Consider the following 16,823-nt stretch of genomic DNA (forward strand, 5'->3'; position numbering starts at 1 on the left):
GGTTTAGTATTCCCGAGAGCCTGAATTGACGGTATTCACAAAGGTCATAAGTTGCAGGTGACAAATGTCATCATTACCGGCAAGTCACCGGCCTTGATGGATATGCCGGCCGATGCCGTGTTCAAGATCAATCATAAACTGGATAAGGATCTGACCACGGCGCCGGTCAAACTGAGCCATGCCAGCATGTCAGCCATAGATGACAATACCCTGGCGATGACGTTGAGCTATGAAGATGGCACCAAGCAGGTAATGCTGGGGCGTAAGCAGGGGGAGATGGTGGACTTCTACCTGGATCAGGAATTCATTGCCAGTGTCAGCATAACTGAAATGGAGAATTATGTAGCGGCTCGCTCCTGAGCGCTCTTGGGCTGTTTGGGCCCTTAACTTGGTGATATCCCGGGTTTTGACTATCCATTCTTGACGTCAAAACCCGGGATTTTTTTATGCTACTGCGGCTTGGCAACAAAGCTTTTCAGAATCATTCCGTTGCCAGTGGCGTACTCAGATTCAGGCGCTGGCGTGGGTAACCAGATAGCCCATATAGCCGCAGTAACCCAGCAATAATACGGCGCCTTCGCGGCGGCCGATACGAAAACCGCTCCAGGCAAAGGGCAACACCAACAGTGCCAGGGTTAGCATCACGCTGAAGTCCAGGCTGCTAAAACCGGCTGAGCTGATAGGATGCACCAGGGCAGTGACCCCGAGGATCCCCAGCAGGTTGAACAGGTTGGAGCCAACCACATTACCTATGGCGATATCGCTCTGGCCCTTGAGAGCGGCCAGAATCGAGGTCACCAATTCCGGCATGCTGGTGCCTATGGCAATAATGGTCAGGCCGATCACTACTTCGCTGATACCGAAGGTACGGGCCAACTCGACCGCGCCATCGACAAACAGTATGCCGCCGCCCACCAACATGCCGATACCGGCGATGATAAACAGCAGCGACAACAGAGGGTTCTTGGGGCCTTCAATAGGTTCATCAGTCTCTTCGCCCTTGCTGCTGAAATAGCTGAGCAACAGATAGCCGACCAGTAAGCTGGTCAGTACGGCGCCGTCAATCAGGCTCAGTTCACCGTCGAGTACCAGCAGCCACATCAAAATAGAGGCGCCTATCATCAGCGGAATGTCGCGTCTGACCATCTGTGACTGTACCCCTATCGGGCGGATCAGCGCGGTCAGTGCCAGGATCAGACCGATATTGGCGATATTGGAGCCCACCACGTTACCCAGGGCAATACCCGGACTGCCGGCCAGTGCTGACTTAACGCTCACTGCCAGCTCGGGCGCGCTGGTGCCGAAGGCGACGATCGTCAGGCCGATCACCAGCGGGGTGATCCCCAGACGCAGGGCGATGACGCTGGCGCCGCGAACCAAGGCTTCGGCTCCCAGAGTCAGGATCAAGAAGCCGCCGAGAATAGAGAGTGCAATCAACATTAAAAACCGCTTTTCCTGTCAGTAAGGTGCCATGCAGAACGGCACAGATGAATGTGTTTGGGCTGCCAGCATAAGGTTTTTCCTCCCGAAGGCAACCTCTTTTTGACAGAATATGTCACAAAAATCCCGGCCGAAGCCGGGATAATCAGATAAACCAAGGAGCGTCGGCTCTAGATTTCATCTTCCCAGACAACCTTGGCACCGCGAATGCCTTCCATCCGGCTGGCGTATCTGCTCTCCAACACATGGCGCTTGATTTTCAGCGTCGGAGTCAGCACGTCATTTTCTATGGTCCAGGGCTCCTTGACCACCAGAACCGCTTCCACGGTTTCATGGGATTCCAGGTTGGGGTTAACCGCATCCACAGTGGCCTTGAGCGAGGCGCGCACCTCTTCTCTGGCTTGCAGCGCCGCCCCTTCAGAGAGTTGCACCAAAGCCACAGGGTGAGGCAGTCCCAGGCCGATGACACAGATAAGCTCCACATGGGGATCCTGCGCCAGCTTACGTTCAATCGGCACAGGCGCCACATACTTGCCCTTGGCGGTCTTGAAGTTATCCTTGACCCGGCCTGTGATGCTGACGCAACCGTCGGCATCTATGGCGCAGAGATCGCCGGTGAGGAAAAAGCCCTCTTCATCGAAGGCGGCGGCTGTGGCTTCCGGCGCCTTATAGTATTCACGCATCAATCCCGGGCTCTTCACCAGCAGTTCGCCATTGGCCGCCTGCTTGACTTCGCAGCCGATCACCGGCTTGCCGACTGTGCCTATCTTACTGGCATCGAAGGGGAAGTTGATGATTGAGTAGGCGCAGTTTTCTGTCATGCCCCAGGCTTCGCAGATATCCAAACCTATGCTGTGATACCACTCCACCAGTGACGGCGGTATGGGCGCCGAACCTGAACCGAGCAAACGACACTTGTCCAGCCCCAGCCCTTTATGGATCTTGCGTTTGACCAGATGGCTGATGAGGGGGATCTTCAGCAGCAGATTGAGCCTGGCGTAGCCGACCTTATCGATAATGTTCTTCTGGAACAGGGTCCACAGCCGAGGTACCGAGAAGAACACGGTTGGCCGCATTCGCTGCACATCGGCAACAAAGCTGTCGAGGCTTTCGACAAAGGCAACGCAGGAGCCGGAATAGAAAGAGGAACCCTCTATCGCCACCCGCTCTGTGATATGGGCCAGCGGCAGGTAGGATAGCAGTCTGTCTTTACCATCTGTCTTGAGATCGCGCACCACGGCATTACAGGTCCAGCCGTAGCTGCCGAAGGTTTGGATGGCACCCTTGGGCTTGCCGGTGGAACCTGAGGTGTAGATCAGCGTCATCACCTGCTCGGCCTCGGGATAAGGGGCATCCACCAAAGGTGTACCGAGATTCAACAGCTGCTGCCAGTGATATTGAGCCGGCATGGTGTCATAAGGCATTGCCAGGCGCAGAATATCACCGCCGACACCGGCTTCCTGATCGGCCCAGTGATCCAGCTTACCCAGCATGATGGCCTTACAGCCACTGTGTTCCAGCACGTAGCGTATGGTATCGGCATTGGCAGTGGGGTAAATGGGCACACTGATATAGCCGCCGTGCATCAGCGCCAGATCGGTAATGAACCATTCGGCGCAGTTTTTCGACAGCACGGCTATCTTGTCGCCGGGTTGCAGCCCCAAGTGACGCAGGCCGCCGCAGAGTTGTTGCACCTTGGCCTGTACCTGACGCCAGGTCAGATCCTGATATTGGCCGTTGATCGGCTGCCTGAGATAGATCTCATCGCCTTGAGTCTCTACCCAGTGGTCGAGCATTTCCACCGGGCTCTTGAATGATGCTTCCATGGGGTGTCCCCTTTAACTGTTCTTGTTATCTGCGTAGCTGCAGCTTCCCCCACGGCGGCTGCAACGATCTGATTATCTGTTAGTTTCGCTATGCAGTGGCCAAACCAGTATGGCGACAATTGTGATCTGGCGCAATATTTAATCGGTTGTTTGAAAAGCTTCACAGTTCGGGGATGGGTTCACGCATCCGCTGCCACCAGTCGGCAGCGGCGACTATCTGGCCCTGCGTGTCTATGGCCGGGTAGGGAATGCCTTTGCGCCGACAGGCTTTGGCATAAATGGGGTGGCCTTGCTCAAACAACATGGTCTGGCAATAGTCATTGTCCAGCTTGCGGGCGCCATAGAGCCCGGCCTCCTGCCGCTGACGCTGCGCCTCATACAATAGCAGCGCCGACGCCACCGAGACATTGAGGGATTGCACCATGCCGACCATGGGGATCACTACCTGCTCGTCGGCTAGTGCCAGGGCTTCGGCGCTGATACCATCACGTTCATTGCCGACAATAAAGGCGGTGGGGCGGCGGTAATCCAGCTCCCTAAAGTCACGGGCCTGAGGGCCGAAATGGGTGGCGACCAGCTGCATCCCGCGCGCCTTGCAGGCCTTGGCAGCCGAGGCGAAGTCATAGTGTTTAATGGTTTTGACCCACTGCTGGCTGCCGGAGGCGGTATTGCCGGACAGGCGCATATCGGCATCGGGCCAGACTGCATGAATTTCGTGGATACCCACAGCATCGGCACTGCGCAGCGCGGCGGAAATATTGTTGCTCTTGTGGACTTTGTCCAGGATCAGGCTCAGATCCGGCTGGCGCATATCCAGCATTTGGTTGATGCGAGCGAAGCGTTCGGGGCTCATTGGCGGGGGATCCTATATGAAAAAGGGCGCCGTAGCGCCCTGTATTGGGGATGGAACTCAGAGTTCCATCACACCGTCCATTTCGACCAGAGAACCCTTTGGCAGCTCTTTCACGCCGATGGCGGCGCGGGCCGGGTAAGGCTGGTTGAAGTAACGGCTCATGATTTCGTTGACCGTGGCAAAGTTGCCCAGATCCAGCATATAGATATTCAGTTTGACGATATCGGCCATGGAACCGCCGGCGGCTTCACAGACGGCCTTGAGGTTGTCGAATACCCGTACAACCTGGGTTTCAAAGTCGTCACCTGCCAGTGCCATGGTGGCTGGATCCAGCGGGATCTGCCCGGACAGGTAGACTGTGCTGCCTACTTTGACTGCCTGGGAGTAGGTGCCGATAGCGGCGGGAGCCTTGTCTGTTGCTATGATGATCTTCTCTGCCATAACGCTCTCTCTTTTTCTGTTATCAACGGTTACGGGATGTACGCAGAACCTCGGGCAGTACCCTGATTCGGCGCATAACATTTGCCATATGGATCCGGTCGCGAACCGAGATGCGCAGGTTGATCAGATAGACGCGGCCATCGCGCTCTTCGGTGCTGAGATTGTGAATATTGGAGCCTTCGGCGGCAATGATATTGGTGATCTTCGCCAGCGCGCCCTGATGGTTGACGATTTCGACCCTCAGGTTGGCCTGGAATTCGACGCCATCGACGGCATCCCACTGCACCGGAATATACTTGTCCGGCTCGCCCTGATAGCCGCGGATGTTGGCGCAGTTTTCCATGTGCACCACCAGGCCCTTGCCCGGGCTCACGTGAGCAATCACGGCATCCCCAGGAATGGGGCGGCAGCAGTTGGCGAAAGTAACCAGCATGCCTTCGGCGCCGCGGATCGGCATCAGCTTGTGCTCATCATGCTGCTTCTGCGGCTCTATCTTGTCGCCCTTGAGGCGTTGGGCTATGACTATGCTCATGGCATTGCCAAGACCTATGTCGGCCAGCAGTGACTGCAGATCGGCGTGTTTGGTGTCTTTGACTACCTTGTCTATCTGCGCCGGATCTATCTGTTCCAGCTTGGTTTCGCCCAGTGCATGGTTCAGCAGACGCCTACCCAGGGTGCTGGCTTCGTCCTGCTTGAGGCTCTTGAGCACCTGACGGATTTTGGCGCGGGCCTTGCCGGTAACCACGAAGTTGAGCCAGGCGGCGTTGGGGCGGGCACCCTTGGCGGTGATGATCTCGACCGTTTGCCCGGAAATCAGTGGCTGACTCAGGGGGTAGGCCTGGCGGTTGACCCGGGCGCCGACACAGGTGTTGCCTACATCCGTGTGCACCTCATAGGCGAAATCCACTGCGGTGGCGCCTACCGGCAGTTCCAGAATGCGGCCCTCGGGAGTGAACACATAGATCTCTTCCGGGAACAGCTCTGTCTTGACGTTTTCAACAAATTCAAACGAGGTGGAAGCACTCTGCTGCAATTCCAGCAGGCTTTGCATCCATTTGCGGGCACGCAGCTGGGTAGTGGTACCCGAGGCGCCGGTCTGGCCACTCTTGTACATCCAGTGGGCCGCAACCCCTTTATCGGCCATCTGGTCCATGTCTTCGGTACGGATTTGAATTTCCACCGGTACCGCATGGGGACCAAACAGCGAGGTATGCAACGACTGATAGCCGTTGGCCTTGGGAATGGCGATATAGTCTTTAAATCTGCCCGGACGCGGCTTGTAGAGGCCGTGCATTACTCCGAGCACCCGATAACAGGTGTCTATGGAGTCCACTATCAGGCGGAAGGCATAGATATCCATCACTTCCTGGAATTGCAGCTCTTTGCTGCGCATCTTGTTGTAGATGGAATAGAGGTTCTTTTCCCTGCCCTTGACCTTGCCCTTGATACCCACATCTTCCAGGCGGGTACGAATGGCGGTTTCTATGCTCTGGATCAGTTCCTTGCGGTTACCGCGGGCGGCACGAACCACCTCTTTGAGTACCCTATAGCGCATGGGGTAATAGGCCTGAAAGCCGAGATCTTCCAACTCTGTCTTGATATTGTGAATACCCAGACGGTTGGCGATGGGGGCGTAAATTTCCAAGGTTTCGCGGGCAATGCGGCGACGTTTGTCGGGCCGCAGGGCGCCCAGGGTGCGCATATTGTGGGTGCGGTCGGCCAGTTTGATGAGGATCACCCGGATATCCTGGGTCATGGCCATCATCATTTTGCGGAAGTTTTCCGCCTGGGCCTCTTTCTTGTCGCGGAATTTGATCTTGTCGAGCTTGGAGACACCTTCTACCAGCTCCGCCACCGAGGCGCCGAACAGTTCGGCCAGATCCTGATGGGTAACTTGGGTGTCTTCTATGGTGTCGTGCAGCAGGGCGGCCATCAGCGTCTCGTGGTCGAGACGCATTTCGGCCAGGATGCGGGCAACCGCAACCGGATGGGTAATATAGGGTTCGCCACTGGTGCGCATCTGCCCTTCATGGGCATCACGCGCCACCTGATAGGCCTGCTTGAGTAATTCTACCTGCTCCGGCTCCAGATAACTGGCGGCAGACTCCTTGAGACCTTCAAACAGATACAAGTGGCTGTTCTCCTAAGAATATGCCTTAGAGTGAAGAGTTACCTTCTGCAATCGCTGCCACGGCAGCAATTTCAGCTGCTTCGCGCTCACGTACGCTCTGGCGCTCATCGGCATCCAGAGTCGCTGAGTTAACCAGTCCCTGTTCGATTTCGCGCAGTGCGATAACAGTGGGTTTGTCGTTTTGCTCTTCAACCAAAGGATCTTTACCCTGGACGGCGATCTGACGGGCACGACGCGCCGCAACCATGATCATATCAAAACGGTTGCCGATTTGTTTAACGGCGTCTTCTACAGTAACGCGAGCCATGTGTTGAAACTCCAGTGATTTGAATGGAAAAAATGACGCAAAATTGTACACGAAGGCAATTAATCTGCCAACAGACCCTTAAGCATATCATTGTGAGTATTAATTTGACTAGCACGAGTCAGGCGTTGCGAGCGAATGATCGCGCTCAGATCCCCCAGTGCAGTCTCAAAATCGTCGTTGACTATGATGAAATCATACTCTTTATAGTGGGACATTTCTGACACTGCCTGTGCCATGCGGGAGGCGATGACTTCGCTGCTGTCCTGACCGCGCCCGGTCAGACGGCGCTCCAGTTCTTCGCGGGACGGTGGCAGAATAAAGATGCCGATGGCCTCGGGCATCAGTTTCTTCACTTGTTGGGCACCCTGCCAGTCGATATCCAGGAACACATCTATGCCCCGTTCAAGCGTCTCTTCAATGACCTTGCGGGAAGTACCATAAAAGTTACCGAAGACTTCGGCCCACTCGAAGAAGGCTTCTTCGGCAATCAGCGCCTTGAACTCCTCCACCGACACATAATGATAGTGCTGGCCGTGAACCTCTCCCGGACGGGGCTGGCGGGTGGTGTGCGATACGGAAACTTGTTTGTCGGCCGGTTTATTGGCCAGCAGGGCTGCAATCAGTGACGATTTGCCCGCTCCACTGGGGGCCGAGACAATAAAAAGGTTTCCGCGTGCACTCATAATATTTGGGTTCCAAGTCTTTGGCTGTAAAAAAGCCGGTGGCTGATGAGGGAAGCTGCGAACTATGCTCTGTCGGCACTCTGGCTTGTGCCAGCTACAGGTGTTCAAGGCAGCTTCCTTAAGGGCAGCTATTATATAGGCAGGCAATGCTGCCATGCCAGTGGCGCTGACAATTGCCATCAAATTCGTTAGGCTGGCATCAATAAGTCGGTCGATTTTTAAGGGGTTCTGTGCTGTATAAATCGCTCATCTGTATTCAGGGTTACGATAATGGTCTGCGACACGCGGCCATCAGTGGCGCCGTCTATCTTTTGCTACTCGTGCTGGGGTTGCTTTTTGGTGGCGGCAGTTTCATCTGGGTGCCCGGGATTTTACTGGTGCCCGTACTACTGCTCAGTTGCCGTCGTCGCTTGGGTGATGGCGGCCGTAACCCCTGGTTGTCACTGATAGCCCTGCTGCCTTGGCTCATTCTGCTGTTGGCCCTGAGTACCGACCAGGCTGGCAGTTATCTGATAGGTGCCCTGGTGCTGGCTTTGGTGCTGCATGCAGGTTTGGCGCTGTTGCCTGGTGGGAATCGCGGCCGCGGCGCCCGCAGCAAGCGAGACTATGTGCAGGGATACTGTGGCCCTGTGCCTTTGAGCGCCGAGCGTAAGAGCAAGATAAGACGGGTCGAGCCAACCCTGGGCAGTGATGTTCATGGCTATTCGGATAACCACGCTCAAGGCTATTCAGATAATCAAGCTCATGGCTATGCGGATGACCACGCTCAAGGCTATTCAGATGATCACGTTTATCAGAGCAGCGACCACGATGATAACCAACCGCATCACAGCGGCGCCGGGTATAGTGCCGCGGGGCAGCAGCCTGAGCACCCTCTGAGCCAAGCGCATGAGCCGGCAAGCTTTGCTGCTGCCAATAGCGACCATGATATCAGTCATGACGCCATATCCTATGGACCTGGCCGCAGCCGTTATTTCGACTCGGCGCCGACCGAGGTCGATACCTCAGCGATAGATACAGAGCCTGGCTGGCATACAGAGAAGCAAGCCCGGCATAAGGTCAATAGCACTGAGCCTGGGGTTGATGATGAGGTCGACCGCACCGGTTCCTTGTCGGTATTGCTGCTCTCCTGGCGCGATGCCGTATTGCAACTTTGGCAGCGGCTTGGCAGCCTCTCGGCCGCCCAGCGTAAGGGACTTGCCATAGCCGCTCTGGTCACAGCGTTGCTTGGTTTGGGATTGATCATATGGCTGCTGTGGCCTCAGGCTGAGCCTAATGACGCATCAGGCCGTGAGACTACTGAGATTGCGGCCGCAACTTCCGACAGGGTGACTGTGCGCCTGCCGGACAGCTTCAACCTGTCGCTCGATGGCGACTTGCTGCGTATGAGCTGGCTTGGCGATACTGACGCCCCTGGCCCCTTGTGGGATCTGGCTACCGCCAAGGGCGATCGCCGCTGCGCCGAGCTGGTGTTCAACAATGGCACTGGCTATCGGCCCATGTCGGTCGTTATCGGCGATAACGGCAAGGTCGAAGCGGCCTTCAGTCCTCTGGATAGTCAGGTGATTGTTCAGGATATGGCGCGGCGGGGCTCGGTTAAGCTCTGCGGCTATGACTTCAGCCTCAAGGGCAGTCAGGCGGCATTGGGTTCTGTTCCTGCCTTCCGGCAGCTTATTGAATAGGGCGCATGTTGGTGCACGGTTAACCACAGCTTTGGTTCATCAGAGCTGTGATTCTGTTATACTGCCTCGCTTCTTTCGGCTCGGCTTTCTTCGCGGCATATTCGACAGTTTATGGATACAAAATTAACTCTGGTGATTATGGCCGCCGGGCTGGGAAGCCGTTTTGGCGGTGATAAACAGTTGGCGGCATTGGGGCCCAATGGGGAAACCATGCTGCAATTGGCGTTACGCTCGGCCATCAAGGCCGGGTTTGCCCGCGCCGTGCTGGTTATCCGCCCTGAGCTTGAAAGCGAGATCCGTCGCCAGTTAAGCGACTTCCTGCCTTCCGGGTTTGAGTGGCACTGTTGTTATCAGACGCTGGACGATCTGCCACAGCCGGTATCGGCAAGGCAGACAGGGGATATCACAAAGCGCCACAGTAACAGGCAAAAACCCTGGGGCACGGCGCATGCCCTCTGGAGTGCCAGGCATCTGGTCGATGGCCCCATGGCAGTGATCACCGCAGATGATTATTATGGCGATCATGCCTTTGTGCAGTTGGCCGAGGGGCTTAGGCAACATCCCAATGAATGGATGATGGTGGCCTGGCCGCTGGGACTGACCTTGTCCGAGCATGGCGGAGTGAATCGTGGCCTGTGTGAGGTCAATGGGAAGGGTTACCTGACTTCGGTGCAGGAGTGGCTCGATATTCGTCAAGGCACCCATGGCCTTGAGGGAGAGCTTCAGGGCGAACGTCGGCCGATAGCCGCCGATGCCTTGGTATCCATGACCTGCTGGGGTTTTTCGGCGAATATATTTGCCGCACTGGAGCTGGGGCTCAGACGCTTTTTGGCAACCCATGGCGATGATCTTAAAGCCGAGTGTTATCTGCCTGCGATAGTGCAAAATGCAATCGAGCAGCCAGACCCAGAGCCGTGCCAACAACAGCAAAACCTTGCCATCCGCAGTGTCAGGGTGGAAACCGCCCGCGAGGCCTGGTTGGGAGTTACATATCCCCAGGACGCCGCCCGGGTGAAACAGCAATTACAGGAGTTAATGGGTGCTTGAGCTTATCCGGCAGCAGGTGCTGCCTCACTTCGGGATCCCTGACAATGCCAAAATTAGCCCACTGGGCAATGGCCATATCAACGACACTTTTCTGATCCGCAGCGCCGATAGCGAACTTGTGCTGCAAAAGATCAACACCCAGGTATTTCGCGCGCCCAAGGCCTTGGTCAATAATGCGGCCAAGGTCAGCGAGCATTTAAGTCAGTGTGCTGCGCAAGGCGACTATCAACTGCAGCTGATAAGGCCTGTGATGACCCGCGAGCAGCAATTGGCGGTGGATCTCGGTGAACAGGGATTCTGGCGCGCCATCAGTTATCTGCCTTTCAGTCAGAGCATCGAAGTGGTGCGCTCTGAGGCCGAGGCCGAACAGGCGGCGCGTGCCTTTGGCCATTTCGCCCGCGCCTTGAGCCAAGTAGACCCCCATGAACTGGAAGATGTGATCCCTCTGTTTCACCATCTGCCGGGCAGAATCGAAGCCCTTTCCAAGGCGGTTACCGAGGACCCGCTTGGGCGCCTGCAGCACTGTCGGCAGTGGGCAGAGTTGGCCTTGTCCCAGCAATCGCTGCTTGCGGAGCTTGAAGATACCTGTGCCGGTTTGCCGCTGCGAATTTGCCACAACGACACCAAGATCAACAACATGCTGTTCGACAAGCGTGATATGTCCAGCATGGCTATCATAGATCTCGACACCTGCATGAAGGGTTTCCTGATGTATGACTTCGGCGACATGGTGCGCACCTTCTGCTCGCCCGAGGCAGAAGACTCCACCGCACTCGATAAGGTCAGAGTCAGGCCCGAAGTGTTTGCCGCCATCTGCCGGGGTTACCTGGCAGAGCTGGGCGAGGTGTTGACGCCACTGGAGCGCCAGAGCCTATGGCTGGGTGCCCGGGTGATTTGTCTTATGATAGGTGTGCGTTTCCTCACCGACTATCTGTTGGGGGATAAGTATTTCCATATCCACCGCGAAGGCCACAACCTGGACAGAGCCGCCAACCAGTTCACCCTCTATCTCAGCCTATTGCAGCAGAGCGAGGCGCTTAAGGCGTGCTTGGTTTGAGCTATTTCGCCGTCTCTGAAAAGGGGGCGGTGAGAGGTCTCCTTTACGATATAGCCTGGAAAATCTGCTGGCGATGCAGGGCTAGATATTCTTCTGCCGGGGCAAACTTGTTTGGTAGACGAATGGGCTGGTTTTCAAAGCGCTCAAAACTGTCACTCAAATATCGATTTTCTTTCGTCAGGAGTTTAGGGGATAGCAGCAACTCCAGATGGGAATTCAAAGTGATCAAGCCTTTATCAAAAGCTGCGTCATGCAAGCTGGAAAGACACAGGCCGTTACTGGGGTTGAGACGTTGCTTAGGCTCTTGGCTCCAAGGCACTATATGGCTGGCAATCAGTAACTCTGGAATGTCTAATCCTGTTATGCAACAGCGAAAATCATAGGCACTCAAAACCGAGCTTCTAAATACTTGTTGGCCGACTCTGGCCTTAGGGAAGGTGCGAATAAGTCCTCGTGGCACTCTGGCTTGCACAGCCATTGGCGTTCAAGGCATCTGACTGAAGGCATGCCGGGGCCTGTCGAAGTCGGATAACGCAGAGAGCCGGTTGCTGTGAAAGCCCCGAAGGGCGTGGCTTGCAGACCTGTCTGCTGTGTTGTGCTTCTTGCAAAGGACTAGGGCCATTTGCTGCGAACCACGCCTTGCATCCAGGCCTGTAAGCCGACGCAGAGCACACATGGGACTTGTTCGCACCTTCCTTAGTCAGCGTCTCTCTTTCCCTACCGTGAAAATCGTCTGTTCCTGCGGACTTTACATTTTGTGGCTCAGAGGATTGCATTAACTGCTGGTGGGCAGCATAAGCTTTGAGATAGAAGGTTTCCCAGTCCTGGGTCATCTCTTGCCACATGGCTTTGTCGGCTCTAGAAGCACCAGGGAGTCCCTTGCGACCTGTAGAGGTGATGCTGGGGTCACAGCTGGCAATATTCGCCATCTTCATCGATAGCGATGAGGCCGACCTTTGCATGAGTTCGGCTATCTGGATTATTTCTGGGTTACGCTGGCTTATTCTGCCAAAGGGCGTGTGGCTATAAAGATAAAAAGCCACCAGTAGTTCATCCCGTTCCCACCTACGTTGATTTGCCATAAGCCCTCCTAGAGATGCTGCCAGTATGGACAGTACCCCTTTAAAATCAATTAGAAAATTGATTTCTCCCGGTTATCGAACTTGTCTACTGCCTATTTCAGCTTGTTACAGCCGGGAGGCAAGGCACTTTCCTTTGCTGTGCTTAAGATCAAATGCTTATCTAAAACTCTTGCCATTCGGGTAAAGGCAATTTCTTTTCCAGTCTAATTCAGGCAGAATCTCGCACTTGAATTTGAAGGGCTTTTGTCTTTAGCCCAATAGGATAGGACGTCTTTGTCTGCCCCTCATTCGTTGGCGGCGGGCAAGAGAACAAGGACTGGAAATGGAACTCCCATTACAGGTAGTGCAGGACCTGGCCCCGGATCAGTCATCTCTGGGGGCTGCCAAAAAGCTGCTCAATACATCCAAGTGGCCCATGTTGGGCGTAGCCTCTGAACTCAATAGTATTTGGGGGCAGTGCCAGGGATCGGGTGCCAATCCCTACCTCACCATGGCAGATGTGGTCGACCATGGCTACAAGTGTACCTGCCCATCTAGAAAATTCCCGTGTAAACATGTGCTTGCATTGATGTGGATCTTCAGTGAAAGCCAAGACAGCTTCAATGAGTCAACCCCGCCCGATTGGGTTGGGGAATGGTTGTCCCGTCGTCGTCGCGGTTCTGCCACCGCAACTGAGGATAACAAGCCTTCGGTGGCAAAAAATATCGCCACCGCCGGTGATGAAGAGCCAATGCTCAGCCCGGAGCAACTCGCCAAGAATGCCGCGCAAAAGCAAAAGCGGGCTTTGGCGGCGCAGCAAGCCAGCGAGCAAAGCATACGCGAAGGGTTGGCCGAGCTTGAGCTGTGGATCCGCGATCAACAGCGAACCGGTCTTTCTGGACTGCTTAAGGATTTACGCCCCAGGGTTCGACGCATTGCCGCAAGGTTGGTGGATGCTAAAGCGAGTGCCTTGGCATCCAGAGTCGATGAATTACCGTCCTTGTTGGCTGGACTGCCGTTTGAGCGGCAACTGGCCCGGCTGATAGAAGAGCTGGGGATCTGGGTCTTGCTTTCCCGGGCCTGGCGAATCAATCCGCAGGATCCCGATGTTCGCCGGGCGCTGGTTGGGGCGGAAAATCGAGAACAGCTGCTGGCCAATGTCGCAACCGGGGTCAGTGGCCGCTGGTTATGCCTTGGTGAGCGTATCGAAACCCGACGGGATGGTTTGGTTAGCCATGCGACCTGGCTTTGGCCACTGGATGGCCAGTGTAGCTCAGGCGCCATGTTGCTCGACTATTATCCAGCCACGGCAGGCAAACGTGAGGCCAGCCTCAGGGCCGGTACCTTGCTTGAAGGGGAACTGGTCTTTTATCCCTCCAGGGCGCCGCAGCGCGCCATATTGACCCAGTACCAGATTCTGGCACCAGAAGCCGTATCCTGGCCCGCAGCCTCGGCTATGACACCAGAGCAAGCTTTGTTTATGCTGCGGCGCACCTTGCCATGGGAAACTTCAGTGCCTTTGGTGCTGGGCCCTTGCCGTTTGCAGCAGGCAGAGGACGGTGGTTATTGGCTCAGTGTCGAGGAGCAGCTAATTCCGGTGAAGGGGAGAGACTTGCCACCCTTGGCACAGGGAGACTTGCAAGGGGCCTTTGTCTGCTGGCGTGGTGATGGAGCCGAGCTTCTGTCTGTTTGTACCAGTGCCTGGGGGGTGATCTCATGCTAAATGCTGAAACCCTGGAACAGGATCTGGCGCAGATTGACGAACTCAAGCAGCGTTGGTTGATAGGTGATGGCGGCGCGCCGGTTTTGCTTCCTGAGCACTGGACAGTGCCCGCCGATGCCGACGATGACGAGCGCACCCTGATGGCGCTGGCCTATTGCAGCCAGTATCCCCTGTTGCAACAACCCCATCCCCCCGGGGCGCTTAAAACCTTGCCCGGCTTGCCGCAACTGAGTCTATCCCTATTGCCCGGCCAATGTCGCCCGGCATTCAGGCAGTTACTGGCGCTGACCACCACATCCGGTAGTCAATATCAGGCGCTGTTGGCGCTGCTGGTGAGTCGTGGTTTTTCCCCTCATCCCGAAGACTGGCTGCCCGGTCGACAGGATGCAGAGCTGCCGCCTGAGTTTGAACCTTGGGTTTGCTGGGTTACCGATGCCAGGGATGCACCGCTTACCGAAGAGAGCTGGCCCGATAAAAGCCCGGCACAGAGGCTGGCTGCGCTTAGGCTGCTGCGGCGCCGATCGCCGGATGCCGCTCGTGATTTGCTGGCAAGCATGGCCGCCTCGGAAGCCGCCGATAAACGCCTGAATCTCTATCAGGTATTGGCAGATGGACTGAGCTCGGCAGACTTGCCCTTATTGGTATCTCTGGAAAAAGACAGATCCCAGAAAGTGAAGGAACTGGCCAATCAATTGCAGATGCGCTTAGGTCAGGGCAACCTGCAAGCGGAAGATGAGGCACTCACTGAGCTGGTAACTTGGCTGTCACTGAAACCTCGGGGGCTGCTACGGCGCGAAACTGTGCTGCTTGCTCCTGTGCTGAAAAACAGTGTCCAGAATCGTGACCGCTGCGCCGCACTGAAGAGCATTTCCTTGCCTTTGCTGGCAACTGGGCTGGGCATGAGTCTGGAGCAGCTTTTGTGCCAGTGGTCCTTTGCCGACAACGCCGGTAAGGGGCTCAATAGCCCCAATCAGGCCTTGCTGCTGAATGTTGCTGCCAGTTTGCCCGAGGAACAGGTGTTGTTGGTGGCCAATCGACTGCTCGATTGGGCCGTTGAGGAAAATGAAAATCCCATGGTTGAACTGGGTTTATTGGTATCCAGGTTAAACGAGCAAGCCAAGGTCAACCTGGCTCAGGCGCTACTGTCCAAGGCTCCCGGCGATCTGCTCCCCAATGCTCCGTACGCACTATTTAGCGGTGAATGGCACTGGCTGAGTGTCGCTGAGTTCAGCCGTTGCAAGGCCACGGCTGAACTGCTTAAACAACTTAAAACTCTGGTGCAAGCCAAGGATGCGGACGAGATAGAACGGCAACTCGCTTGGGTGATGCAACAATTGGGTTTGTGCCTGAACCTCGAGTGTGCTCAGTGGCTGCTGGCCGAGACAAAGACGCTGGGGATATCGCCCATGCACCCAATACTCGACTATTTGAAATTTAACGTAAGTTTGCAACGAGAAGGATGAAAAGATGAGTGACGTATTAAGGCAACCGGCGGAAGTCATTTATCAAGCCGAGCTGGATGCTCTGAAAGAAGAAGATCATGGCCAAAAGCCCGAGAATTGGCAACTGACGCCTAAAAGTGTGGTCAAGTATCTACTCGGTGGCACTACGGATTCCGGGGTGTCTATCAGCCCCAAATACATAGGCAATCGTCGCCTTATCGAAACAGCGGTTGCGACTTTGGCCACTGACAGGGCGCTGTTGCTCCTTGGGGTACCGGGTACTGCCAAGTCCTGGGTGTCCGAGCATCTGGCTGCGGCTATTTCGGGCAACAGTACCCAGGTGATCCAATGCACTGCAGGCACAGATGAAAACCAAATTCGTTACGGTTGGAACTATGCTCAGCTGCTTGCCAAAGGGCCCAGTAAGGACGCCTTGGTGCCGACACCACTGTTCCGGGCCATGGAGTCTGGTACCTTGTGCCGTCTGGAGGAATTGACCCGCATGGGTTCGGATGTCCAGGATACCCTGATAACCGTATTGTCTGAAAAAATGTTGCCGGTGCCCGAGCTGAACGATGCTGTGTTTGCCAAGCGTGGTTTCAACATCATAGCTACCGCCAATAACCGCGATAAAGGTGTGAATGAGCTGTCTTCGGCACTCAAGCGGCGCTTCAACGTAGTAGTGTTGCCGCTACCCGATGATATGGAGCAAGAAGTAGAGATCATTCGTCGCCGGGTGGTCGAGATGGGTCAAAGCCTGTCACTGCCGGTGCCCGCCAGTGCCAGCAGTGAAATTGAGAAAGTGGTAACTATCTTCCGCGAACTGAGAAGCGGCGCTACCTTGGATGGCAAGATGGCGCTCAAGGTGCCTTCGGGGAATCTGTCCACTGCCGAGGCTATTGCCGTGATGGTTGGCGGCTTGAGTCAGGCAGCCTGGTTCGGCGATGGTCAACTGGGAGCTGCTGACGTGGGAGCCAACCTGGTGGGAGCCATAGTGAAAGACCCTGTGCAGGACAAGTTGGTACTCGAGGAGTATCTCGAGACTGTGCTGAAAAAACGCAGTGATTACAGCTCCTATTACCACAGCATCAATGAACTGCTGTGAGCCGTGACCGCCAGAGAACACTTGC

At 55.6% G+C, this 16,823-nt stretch carries 16 protein-coding genes; 8 read left to right on the top strand and 8 right to left on the bottom strand.

What is annotated here, in order from left to right; all coding sequences use genetic code 11:
- Nucleotides 1–57 precede the first annotated feature (57 nt).
- Complete coding sequence (locus tag HCX89_RS08310) at nucleotides 58–360, top strand: DUF3332 family protein (protein ID WP_368039294.1); 303 nt, start codon at nucleotides 58–60, stop codon at nucleotides 358–360.
- A 150-nt stretch (nucleotides 361–510) separates the two neighbouring features.
- On the opposite strand, the gene HCX89_RS08315 is transcribed toward HCX89_RS08310, so the two are convergent.
- The 7 genes from HCX89_RS08315 to gmk form a co-directional block, all read right to left on the bottom strand.
- Entirely contained in the window at nucleotides 511–1,440 is a 930-nt protein-coding gene (locus HCX89_RS08315; RefSeq protein ID WP_167715661.1) for a calcium/sodium antiporter, read from the bottom strand.
- Nucleotides 1,441–1,610: 170 nt separating this feature from the next.
- On the bottom strand, nucleotides 1,611–3,266 hold the full coding sequence (locus HCX89_RS08320) for an AMP-binding protein (protein ID WP_044735397.1): 1,656 nt from the start codon (nucleotides 3,264–3,266) through the stop codon (nucleotides 1,611–1,613).
- Between the two features lie 160 nt (nucleotides 3,267–3,426).
- The gene (trmH, locus tag HCX89_RS08325) at nucleotides 3,427–4,119 is read right to left on the bottom strand and encodes a tRNA (guanosine(18)-2'-O)-methyltransferase TrmH (RefSeq protein WP_025010113.1); all 693 of its coding nucleotides are present in this window, start codon (nucleotides 4,117–4,119) and stop codon (nucleotides 3,427–3,429) included.
- A gap of 57 nt (nucleotides 4,120–4,176) precedes the next feature.
- Complete coding sequence (locus tag HCX89_RS08330; protein ID WP_025888534.1) at nucleotides 4,177–4,560, bottom strand: RidA family protein; 384 nt, start codon at nucleotides 4,558–4,560, stop codon at nucleotides 4,177–4,179.
- 22 nt (nucleotides 4,561–4,582) lie between these two features.
- Complete coding sequence (gene spoT / locus HCX89_RS08335) at nucleotides 4,583–6,691, bottom strand: bifunctional GTP diphosphokinase/guanosine-3',5'-bis pyrophosphate 3'-pyrophosphohydrolase (protein WP_028780077.1); 2,109 nt, start codon at nucleotides 6,689–6,691, stop codon at nucleotides 4,583–4,585.
- A gap of 25 nt (nucleotides 6,692–6,716) precedes the next feature.
- Complete coding sequence (gene rpoZ, locus HCX89_RS08340; RefSeq protein ID WP_025010112.1) at nucleotides 6,717–6,998, bottom strand: DNA-directed RNA polymerase subunit omega; 282 nt, start codon at nucleotides 6,996–6,998, stop codon at nucleotides 6,717–6,719.
- Between the two features lie 59 nt (nucleotides 6,999–7,057).
- Nucleotides 7,058–7,681, bottom strand: a complete 624-nt coding sequence (gmk, locus tag HCX89_RS08345; protein ID WP_025888535.1) for a guanylate kinase — start codon at nucleotides 7,679–7,681, stop codon at nucleotides 7,058–7,060.
- 230 nt (nucleotides 7,682–7,911) lie between these two features.
- Between gmk and HCX89_RS08350 the strand changes: the two genes are divergently transcribed.
- The 3 genes from HCX89_RS08350 to HCX89_RS08360 all read left to right on the top strand — a co-directional run bounded on the left by HCX89_RS08350 (nucleotide 7,912) and on the right by HCX89_RS08360 (nucleotide 11,467).
- A complete protein-coding gene (locus HCX89_RS08350) occupies nucleotides 7,912–9,363 on the top strand; it encodes a hypothetical protein (protein ID WP_117200082.1) in 1,452 nt (483 codons plus the stop codon).
- A gap of 111 nt (nucleotides 9,364–9,474) precedes the next feature.
- Nucleotides 9,475–10,410 (top strand): NTP transferase domain-containing protein, encoded by a 936-nt coding sequence (locus HCX89_RS08355; protein ID WP_117200081.1) that lies wholly within the window; start codon nucleotides 9,475–9,477, stop codon nucleotides 10,408–10,410.
- Nucleotides 10,403–11,467 carry an aminoglycoside phosphotransferase family protein gene (locus HCX89_RS08360; RefSeq protein WP_167715663.1) on the top strand — a complete coding sequence of 355 codons (1,065 nt, stop codon included), beginning with the start codon at nucleotides 10,403–10,405 and terminating at the stop codon, nucleotides 11,465–11,467. Before HCX89_RS08355 ends, HCX89_RS08360 begins: the two co-directional genes overlap by 8 nt.
- Before the next feature lie 43 nt (nucleotides 11,468–11,510).
- On the opposite strand, the gene HCX89_RS08365 is transcribed toward HCX89_RS08360, so the two are convergent.
- Entirely contained in the window at nucleotides 11,511–11,945 is a 435-nt protein-coding gene (locus HCX89_RS08365; protein WP_167715665.1) for an HNH endonuclease, read from the bottom strand.
- Nucleotides 11,946–12,346: 401 nt separating this feature from the next.
- On the opposite strand from HCX89_RS08365, the gene HCX89_RS08370 reads away from it, so the two are divergent.
- The 4 genes from HCX89_RS08370 (at nucleotide 12,347) to HCX89_RS08385 (ending at nucleotide 16,798) form a co-directional block, all read left to right on the top strand.
- Nucleotides 12,347–12,496 carry a hypothetical protein gene (locus HCX89_RS08370; RefSeq protein WP_167715667.1) on the top strand — a complete coding sequence of 50 codons (150 nt, stop codon included), beginning with the start codon at nucleotides 12,347–12,349 and terminating at the stop codon, nucleotides 12,494–12,496.
- Nucleotides 12,497–12,871: 375 nt separating this feature from the next.
- Complete coding sequence (locus HCX89_RS08375) at nucleotides 12,872–14,251, top strand: SWIM zinc finger family protein (RefSeq protein WP_167715669.1); 1,380 nt, start codon at nucleotides 12,872–12,874, stop codon at nucleotides 14,249–14,251.
- The gene (locus HCX89_RS08380; RefSeq protein WP_167715671.1) at nucleotides 14,245–15,714 is read left to right on the top strand and encodes a DUF5691 domain-containing protein; all 1,470 of its coding nucleotides are present in this window, start codon (nucleotides 14,245–14,247) and stop codon (nucleotides 15,712–15,714) included. The genes HCX89_RS08375 and HCX89_RS08380 overlap by 7 nt, the downstream gene beginning before the upstream one ends.
- A gap of 4 nt (nucleotides 15,715–15,718) precedes the next feature.
- Nucleotides 15,719–16,798: an AAA family ATPase gene (locus tag HCX89_RS08385; protein WP_044735391.1), complete on the top strand. Its 1,080-nt coding sequence runs from the start codon at nucleotides 15,719–15,721 to the stop codon at nucleotides 16,796–16,798.
- Nucleotides 16,799–16,823 lie beyond the last annotated feature (25 nt).

The organism is Shewanella sp. Iso12 (assembly GCF_012030025.1).
GTDB classification, from domain to species: domain Bacteria; phylum Pseudomonadota; class Gammaproteobacteria; order Enterobacterales; family Shewanellaceae; genus Shewanella; species Shewanella algae.

Coding starts and splice junctions, on each gene's coding strand:
- HCX89_RS08315 (WP_167715661.1), bottom strand. CDS start 1,440: ATGTTGATTGCACTCTCTATTCTCGGCGGCTTCTTGATCCTGACTCTG.
- HCX89_RS08320 (WP_044735397.1), bottom strand. CDS start 3,266: ATGGAAGCATCATTCAAGAGCCCGGTGGAAATGCTCGACCACTGGGTA.
- trmH (WP_025010113.1), bottom strand. CDS start 4,119: ATGAGCCCCGAACGCTTCGCTCGCATCAACCAAATGCTGGATATGCGC.
- HCX89_RS08330 (WP_025888534.1), bottom strand. CDS start 4,560: ATGGCAGAGAAGATCATCATAGCAACAGACAAGGCTCCCGCCGCTATC.
- rpoZ (WP_025010112.1), bottom strand. CDS start 6,998: ATGGCTCGCGTTACTGTAGAAGACGCCGTTAAACAAATCGGCAACCGT.
- gmk (WP_025888535.1), bottom strand. CDS start 7,681: ATGAGTGCACGCGGAAACCTTTTTATTGTCTCGGCCCCCAGTGGAGCG.
- HCX89_RS08355 (WP_117200081.1), top strand. CDS start 9,475: ATGGATACAAAATTAACTCTGGTGATTATGGCCGCCGGGCTGGGAAGC.
- HCX89_RS08365 (WP_167715665.1), bottom strand. CDS start 11,945: ATGGCTGTGCAAGCCAGAGTGCCACGAGGACTTATTCGCACCTTCCCT.
- HCX89_RS08375 (WP_167715669.1), top strand. CDS start 12,872: ATGGAACTCCCATTACAGGTAGTGCAGGACCTGGCCCCGGATCAGTCA.
- HCX89_RS08380 (WP_167715671.1), top strand. CDS start 14,245: ATGCTAAATGCTGAAACCCTGGAACAGGATCTGGCGCAGATTGACGAA.
- HCX89_RS08385 (WP_044735391.1), top strand. CDS start 15,719: ATGAGTGACGTATTAAGGCAACCGGCGGAAGTCATTTATCAAGCCGAG.